The sequence below is a fragment of the bacterium genome (genome assembly GCA_035703895.1).
Classification (GTDB): Bacteria; Sysuimicrobiota; Sysuimicrobiia; order Sysuimicrobiales; family Segetimicrobiaceae; genus Segetimicrobium.
Genome location: DASSXJ010000303.1, coordinates 1 through 7,928, shown reverse-complemented (window position 1 = coordinate 7,928; position 7,928 = coordinate 1). Strand labels below are relative to the sequence as shown.

Sequence of the window (7,928 nt, the reverse complement as noted above, 5' to 3'; positions counted from 1 at the left end):
GACCGGGAGCGCTGGTCGAACACCGCGCGCAGCCCCTCGCCCGCGAACACGGTCACGGCCGAGGCGCCCGTGGGCACGCCGCGCTCGACCGCGAGGGGTTCCCACGGCGAGCGCTCTTCGTCTTCCGCGAAGCAGAAGGTGTACTTCCCCGGATTCCCGAGCGTGGCCCGGTCCACCTCACCGGGCCGGCCCCCACCGACGTTGCGGATCACCAGCTGAAGCGCCCGGCCGATCGTGGCGTTGGCGCGGTTCCCCTGGCCGAGGGCGTTGACGCCGCTGTTCATGCCGATCGCCTTGGCAATGGGGCCGTTCACGATCACGACCGGACCGACGAAGTAGGTCGTCGCGAGCACCCCGTGGATATTGAACGCGTCGGTGCAGACCGCCTCGACCGCGGTGAGCACGACCGGCAGATACTCCGGACGGCACCCCGCCATCACCGCGTTGATCGCCACCTTCTCCACCGTGCACTCCGCGTAATCGGGGGGGACGACGGCCACCACGTCGCTCGGGGCCCGGCGCGTTCCCTGCAGCATGCGGAGGACGCGCTCGGGCGTCGGCGGGACGACCGGCAGCCCATCGCTCCACCCGCGCGCGAAGGCGGATTCGATCGGATCCTCCTGCTCCCCGAGCGCAATGCGGCGCGCGCGGAGCGGGGACGACGCCGCGCGCGCCGCGAACCGCTCCGCGATCTCGGGCTCCGTCGTCCGGGAACCGCACCCCGGCCGGAACGCCGGCAGGCCGTTCCCGAGGCGGGCGACGCCGGTCAGGTGCTCCCACCGCTCGCGAACCCAGCCCTCCGTCCGCTCGACGATGACGCCATCGTCGACGCGCATCAGCGTGGGGACGGTCTCGATCTGAAGCCGGAACGAGACCTCGAGGGAGGTGTCGTCGACGACGGGGAACCCGGATGGGAACGAGGGATCGTCTTGTGAGTAGATCGTCAGGGGCGTTCCTGCTGCGGCCAGTTCACCAAAGACAGGCACGACGAGCTCGCAGGTGGGGCAGTCGCGTTTCACGATCGCGACGATGCCATCGGGAAGACGGTCGGCACTCGTCAAGGCTGCCCCCTCGGCGCCGCAGGTCGGACGTATGATACGTCCTAAATGGTCAACGCACGAGATTGATCTTGATTCCCAGCCTCAGTGAGGTGCTGAAGTGCGTGGAGCGCCCCAGTGGCGGTCCATGCGATCGAGACACTGGTAAGATAGACGTAGGCAGGCACGCGGCTCCGCCGACTCTCACAAGAGGGATGGTGAGGCATGGGCGCAACGCACGACGTCGCAGGATGGGTGGCCGGCTTCTCGATCGACGGCGCGCCATCGGAGGTGACGGCCGCGGCGAAGGCGGCGGTGCTCGACACGGTCGGGGTCATTCTGGCCGGCGCGCCCGAGCCGGTGACGCGGATAGTGGCGGAGGCCGTGGCTGAGGACGGCGCGCGGCCGGCCGCCGATGAGTTGGGGGCGGAGCTGCGTACGTCCACGGAAGGCGCCGCGCTGGTGAACGGGACCAGCGGCCACGCCCTGGATTACGACGACGTGAACGATTCGGTGCGGGGCCACCCGAGCGTGGCCATCCTGCCGGCGGCCCTTGCGGTGGCCCAGAGTGTGCGGGCACCCGGCCGGGCCCTGCTCGAGGCGTATATCGCCGGCGTCGAGGTCATGGCCAAGCTCGGGCGCGCGATGGGCCCCGCGCACTACCGCGGCGGATGGCATGCCACCTCGACGCTCGGGACGCTGGGGGCGGCGATGGCGGCCGGGAGGCTGCTCGGATTGGACGCCGGCCGCTTAGCGCACGCCCTGGCGATCGCGGTCTCCGAGGCCTCGGGCTGCCAGCAGAACTTCGGGACGATGACCAAACCGTTCCACCCCGGCCACGCGGCACGCTGCGGGGTCCACTCGGCCCGGCTGGCTCAGAGGGGGATGACCGGCGCCGGCGCCGCTGTCGAAGGCCCCGTCGGATTTTTCGCCGTGTTTTCGTTTGGTGAGGCACGCACCACAGAGCTCGCCGGCACGTTGGGCCGCCCTTTCGACCTCGTGTCTCCAGGGCTCAGCGTGAAGAAGTACCCGTGCTGCTTCCAGACCCACCGCGCAGCCGACGGGGTGCTCGACCTGGTCGAGGTCCACGAGATCCGCCCAGGCGATGTCGAAGGGGTGACGGTCACCGTCCCACCCGGCGGCCGCCATGCCCTCATCTATGAGCGTCCGCAGACCGGACTCCAGGGCAAGTTCAGTATGCCGTATGTGGTCGCAGCGGCGATCCTCGATCGGCGCCTCGGGCTTGAGTCGTTCGCCGATGCCGCCGTGGCGCGCGCCGAGGCGCAGGCCCTGCTCAGAACCGTGACGACCGTCGAGGACCCCACGATCAACGACACATGGAATCCGTCGACCGGAGGGTACGTGACCATCGAGATTCGGACGCGGGGAGGCCGACGGTTGGCGCGCAGGGTCGACCATCCGCGGGGATCCCCAGCCGCCCCCCTCCGCCGCGAGGAACTCGTGGCCAAGTTCCGCGACTGCGCCGGCAGGGTGCTCGAAGCCGAGGCGATCGATCGGGCGCTCATGCTCCTCGAGTCCATCGAGACGGTGCCGGACGTGAACACGCTCGTCGACCCGCTGGTGCCGCGCCGCACGACCACGCCCGCGCGTCGATGACCCGCGATCTCCCATCTAGGCACTCCTAACACCGTAAGGAGGCGGGGATGGACTTCTCACTCACCGACCGTCAGGAGCGAATCCGCGGCGAGGTGCGGGAGCTGTGCCGCCGGTTTCCCGCGGAGTACTGGCGGGGGCTGGACGCGGAACGCCGCTACCCGGACGAGTTCGTCAAGGCGATGACTGAGGCGGGCTGGCTCGCCGTGCTCATCCCCAAGGAGTACGGCGGGGGCGGGCTCGGCACGCTCGAAGCCGGGTTGATCCTGGAAGAGATCAACCGGTCCGGGGGCAGCGCCCAGCCGTGCCACGCCCAGATCTATACAATGGGCGCGCTGCTGCGCCACGCCGGCGAGGATCACAAGCGCCGGTACCTCCCCGAGATCGCGTCGGGCAGGCTGCGGCTCCAGGCCTTCGCCGTCACCGAGCCCGACGCGGGCACCGACACCACCCACATCTCGACGTTTGCCGAGCGCCGGGGAGACCGGTATGTGGTGCACGGCCGGAAGATCTTCATCTCGCGGGTGCAGCACTCGGACCTGATGCTGCTGCTGGCCCGCACGACGCCGTTGGATCAGGTCAAGAAGCGCAGCCACGGTCTGAGCCTATTCCTGCTGGATCTGCGGACCGCCGGGGAGCGCCTCAGCGTGAAGCCGATCAAGACCATGGTCAACAACGAGACCAACGAACTCATCTTCGACGGGGTCGAGATCCCCGCCGAGAACCGCATCGGCGAGGAAGGGCTCGGGTTCTCCTACATCCTGAGTGGGTTGAACGCCGAACGGGTCCTGATCGCCTCGGAATGTATCGGCGACGGAACGTTCTTCATCGAGCGCGCCACCCGCCGTGCGAGCGAGCGCGTCGTATTCGGGCGGCCGATCGGCCAGAACCAGGGTGTGCAGTTCCCAATCGCCAAGGCGTACATGGCCCTCGAGGCCGCACGCCTGATGCGCGACAAGGCGGCCGTGCTGTTCGACCGCGGGGAGGCGTCCGGCGGAGAGGCCAATATGGCGAAATACCTGGCCTCCGAAGCCGCCTGGGAGGCGGCGAACGCGGCGATGTCGACGTTCGGCGGATACGGGATGGCGGTCGAGTACGACATCGAGCGGAAATTCCGAGAAGGCCGCCTGCATCTCGTCGCCCCGATCGCCAACAATCTCGTCTTGAGCTACGTCGGCCAGCACATCCTGGGGATGCCGCGGTCGTTCTGAATGCCACGGCGGCGCGCCGCATCGCGGAGGCGGCCGGGCACCGGGTTCGCATCTCGCACCAGGGAGGGAGACAATCGTGGAACGAGCTTCCGGCCTGGTCCTTGTCGAGTCGCTGAGTCGCGGGCGCGCGGTGATGATCACGCTCAACCGGCCCGAGGTCTCGAACGCCATCAACACCGACCTGGCCCTCACGATGCTCGATGTTCTTCAGGACGTGGAGGCACGATCCGCGGTGCGCGCCGTCATCTTGACCGGGGCCGGGGATCGGGCGTTTTGCGCCGGCGCGGACCTGAAGGAGCGCCTGGGGATGACCCCCGAACAATGGACTAAGCAGCACCGCATCTTTGAGCACATGCACCATCGGGTCCGCGCGATGCGCAAGCCCATCTTTGCCGCGGTCAACGGTGCCGCGGTTGGAGGCGGGTGCGAGCTCGCCATGAGCACCGACTTCCTGATCGCCTCAGACACTGCCCGGTTCGGCCAACCCGAGGTCAAGCGCGGGATCATGCCCGGAGCGGGCGGGACTCAGTTCCTCCCCCGGTTTCTCCCGCGAGGAGTGGCCTTCCAGCTGTTGCTGACCGGGGACCTGATCTCGGCGCAGGAGGCGCACCGGTGGGGCCTCGTCAACCGTGTGTGCCCGCCCGGCGACCTGCTCGCCATCGCAGGCGAGATCGCGGACGCCATCGCGGCGAACTCTCCCGCCGCCGTCCAGCAGGCCAAGCGCTCGGCCAAGTTGGGGCTCGAGCAGCCCATCGAGCAGGCGATCGAGATCGAGTTAGAGTGTTACCAGCGCATGGTCGGGCATCCCGACCGGACCGAGGGCGTGGCGGCCTACAACGAGCGCCGCACGCCTGAGTTCCTCGACGTCTACTAAACATGGCAGCGCGTTCCGGCAGGAGGTGAATGACCATGCGATGGCCCGGCTCGGTGACGGTGTGCGAGGTGGGTCCGCGGGACGGCTTTCAGATGGAAGCCGCGTTCATCCCGACCGAGACGAAGGTGCGAATCGTCAACGCCCTCTCGCGAACCGGCGTGCGCGAGATCCAGGTCACCTCATTCGTCCATCCCAAGGCGATTCCGCAGTTGCGGGATGCCGAAGAGGTGATGGCCCGCATCGAGCGCGCCCCCGGCGCTCGATACGCGGGGCTGGTGCTGAACGAGCGGGGAGCGGAGCGCGGGATCGCCGCCCACGTCGACCGGCTCGACATCGTCGTCTCGGCGTCCGACTCGCACTCCTTGAGCAATGCCAACATGACCACCGCCCAGGCGATGGAGCGGGCCGGCCGCGTGGTCACGCTAGCCCGGCAGTCGGGGACGGACGTGAGCATCGGGTTCGCCACCGCGCTGGGGTGCCCGTTTGAGGGCTTTCTCCCGTACGCGCGGGTCGAGGCGCTCGTCACGCAGGCCGTTGACGGTTTCGGCCTGACGCGGGTCAGCATCGCGGATACCGTCGGCATGGCCAACCCGACCCTCGTCGGGTCCACCATGCACGCCCTCCACCAACGGTTCCCGGCCGCGCGCTTCTCGCTGCACCTGCACAACACGCGCGGGATGGGCCTCGCCAACGTTCTGGCGGGGCTCGAGGCGGGGGTGACCCATTTCGACGCGTCCGTGGCCGGGCTGGGAGGCTGTCCGTACGCCCCCGGGGCGACGGGCAACATCGCGACGGAGGACGCCGTCCACATGCTTGAGGAGATGGGGATCGCCACCTACATCCGCCTCGACGCCCTCTTGGAGGTCGCTCAAGAGGTACGGGACTCGGTGGGACACGCCGACTCCTCGGTGCTCAAAGCCGGAACCAGCCGCATGCTCTTGGGTGCCAGACGGGAGGGGCAGACCAAGATCGAGGCCACGTGACCCGCGCGTTAGTGTTGCGGGAGCACAATGATGGCGAGTCCCAGCAGGACGAACCCCATGCCGGTGAGCCGCAGCGGCCCGAATTGCTCCCCGAACGCCATCGCCGATGAGAACGATCCGACGAAGGGCACCAGAAGGGCAAACGGCACAACCGTTGCGGCCGGATACTGCCGCAGCAAGTTACCCCACATCGCATATGCGAGGATGGTCGCGACGAGGCCGAGATAGAGGACCGCGCCAACGCCAAGCACCGACGCATGTTGGACCGCGTGAGGAAGAGCGGCTGGACCGTCCAGGACAAATGACAGCGCCAGCGAGGGCAGAGGCGGGACGACGCTCAGCCACACGATCAGGTTGAGCATCTCCACGCTGCCGATCCGCTTGAGGAGCACGTTCCCGACCGCCCAGCTGACGGCGCCGCCCAAGGTGAGGCCGAGGCCGACCAGGGTGAGATCGTGCCCCTCTGTGGAAGCGATCATGCCAAGGCCGGCGAACGCGGCCGCCATGCCGGCCGACTGCCTGAGGCTCGGTGTCTCCCCCAGCGCCGCGGCGGCCAAGAGGACCGTGAAAAACGCCTGGGTCTGCGCAGCGACCGAGGCCAGGCCGGGCGGCATGCCGTGCGCGATTCCGAAGAAGAGCAAGAGGAACTGGCCCGCGAACAATGTCAGGCCGAGCGCGATGAGGACCGGCCACGAGACCGGTGGACGCGCCAGGAAGCATGCGGGGACAGACGCGATCAGAAACCGAAGGGCGGCCAACTGCGGAGGCGAGAAGTACTCGAGCCCAATCTTGGACGCCACGAAGCTGAGGCCCCAGATGACTGCCACGAGCACTCCCTGGAGCAGATGAAGAGGCTTCATCCTTCGACGATCGCGCGCTAGGAGTGTGCGTCACCATCCCCGCGCAATGCCGCGGCGGCCCCTCTGGCCAGGTCGCTCGCCGACCCCGTGTATCGCCCGTAATCAAACAGGGTATCCAAGTCCTCGCGGGTGAGATGCGCCATGACGTCTGCGCGCTCCTCCAGGCACGCGCGCAGGTGGCGCCCTTCCTCGAACGCCTTCATCCCCGCCTGATAGACGATGTCGTGGGCCTCTCCCCGGCCCACCGACCGGCCGAGGGCGAGCATGACCGCTTCCGACATGACCGCGCCGCGAGACCGGTCGAGGTTTTCCCGCATCTGGCGGCGGTTGATTCGGAGATCGGTGAGGATCCGGCCGCATTTCGCCAGTGCGCCCGCCAGCAGGATGAATGCGTTCGGCAGCCCGACCCACTCGGTCTTCCAGAGCGCCGAGTGCCGCTCGTGCTCCTGCGCCATTGCCTCGAACACCATCGACGCCTCCGCCCGCACCGCCCGGCAGGACGTCATCACCGCCTCGCACAGGCTGGGGTTCCGCTTGTGGGGCATCGTCGACGATCCGACCTTCCCCGTGAAGAACGGCTCCTCGACCTCGCCATACTCCGTGCTCTGCAGGCGGTAGATCTCGCCGGCGATTTTCTCGAGCGTCCCCGCGGCGAGCGTGAGCAGCGCCGCGACCTCCGCAGGGCGGTCCCGCGCCGTGTGCCAGCAGATCTCGGGTGATGCGAGCCCGAGATGCGACAGGGCCAGCCGCTCCACCTCGGCACCATGGCCGCCGAACCCCGCGTACGTGCCGACCGCGCCGGTGATGTTGCCCACGAGCACGCGCGCCTTCGCCTGCTCCCAGCGCTCGAGCTGCCGGCGGACCTCCCAGGCCCACACGGCCACCTTGTAGCCGAACGTGACGGGAAGCGCGTGCTGCCCGTGCGTCCTCCCGGCAATCAGCGTGTCCGCCTCGCGCGCCGCCAGGCGGACCAGCGCCGCGAGGATCTCCTCGAGCCGGCCGGTCACGAACGCGAACGCCTCCTTGAGCCTGAGCACGCTCGCGGTGTCGATGATGTCCTGGGTGGTGGCTCCCCAGTGCACGTACCGGCCGGCGTCGCCTCCGCAGCGCTCGGCCAGCGCCCGCACCAGCGGCACCAGCGAGTGCGCGGTGGCGTCGAGCCCCTCGCGCAGATGCTCGAGCGAAAAGTGCTCCGGACGCGCCTGCCGCTCGATCTCCTCCGCCGCGTCGCGCGGGATCAATCCCACGCGGGCCTGCGCCCAGGCCAGCGCGGCCTCGACCCGAAGCAGACGCGCGACATAGGCCTCGTCGGAAAAGATCCCCCGCATTCGGTCGTCGGCGAACGTCCC

Annotated in this window: 7 protein-coding genes; 4 read left to right on the top strand and 3 right to left on the bottom strand. The window is 68.8% G+C overall.

All coding sequences use genetic code 11. The annotated features are described in order from the left end of the window. Positions 1-1,061, bottom strand: a 1,061-nt coding sequence (locus tag VFP86_19945) for a thioredoxin family protein (GenBank protein HET9001924.1), incomplete at its 3' end; no start/stop codon positions are given. Between the two features lie 201 nt (positions 1,062-1,262). Between VFP86_19945 and VFP86_19940 the strand changes: the two genes are divergently transcribed. From VFP86_19940 to VFP86_19925, 4 genes are all read left to right on the top strand, one after another. Further along, positions 1,263-2,654, top strand: a complete 1,392-nt coding sequence (locus VFP86_19940; GenBank protein HET9001923.1) for an MmgE/PrpD family protein — start codon at positions 1,263-1,265, stop codon at positions 2,652-2,654. A 47-nt stretch (positions 2,655-2,701) separates the two neighbouring features. Continuing rightward, positions 2,702-3,862, top strand: a complete 1,161-nt coding sequence (locus VFP86_19935) for an acyl-CoA dehydrogenase family protein (GenBank protein ID HET9001922.1) — start codon at positions 2,702-2,704, stop codon at positions 3,860-3,862. A gap of 76 nt (positions 3,863-3,938) precedes the next feature. Beyond that, on the top strand, positions 3,939-4,736 hold the full coding sequence (locus VFP86_19930) for an enoyl-CoA hydratase-related protein (protein ID HET9001921.1): 798 nt from the start codon (positions 3,939-3,941) through the stop codon (positions 4,734-4,736). A 35-nt stretch (positions 4,737-4,771) separates the two neighbouring features. Next, the gene (locus tag VFP86_19925; GenBank protein HET9001920.1) at positions 4,772-5,719 is read left to right on the top strand and encodes a hydroxymethylglutaryl-CoA lyase; all 948 of its coding nucleotides are present in this window, start codon (positions 4,772-4,774) and stop codon (positions 5,717-5,719) included. Positions 5,720-5,727: 8 nt separating this feature from the next. Here the strand turns inward: VFP86_19925 and VFP86_19920 are convergent, their stop codons facing one another. Then, positions 5,728-6,579, bottom strand: coding sequence for an EamA family transporter (locus tag VFP86_19920; GenBank protein ID HET9001919.1), 852 nt, complete (start codon positions 6,577-6,579; stop codon positions 5,728-5,730). A 17-nt stretch (positions 6,580-6,596) separates the two neighbouring features. Then, the coding region (gene purB, locus VFP86_19915) for an adenylosuccinate lyase (protein ID HET9001918.1) at positions 6,597-7,928 on the bottom strand (1,332 nt) is incomplete at its 5' end.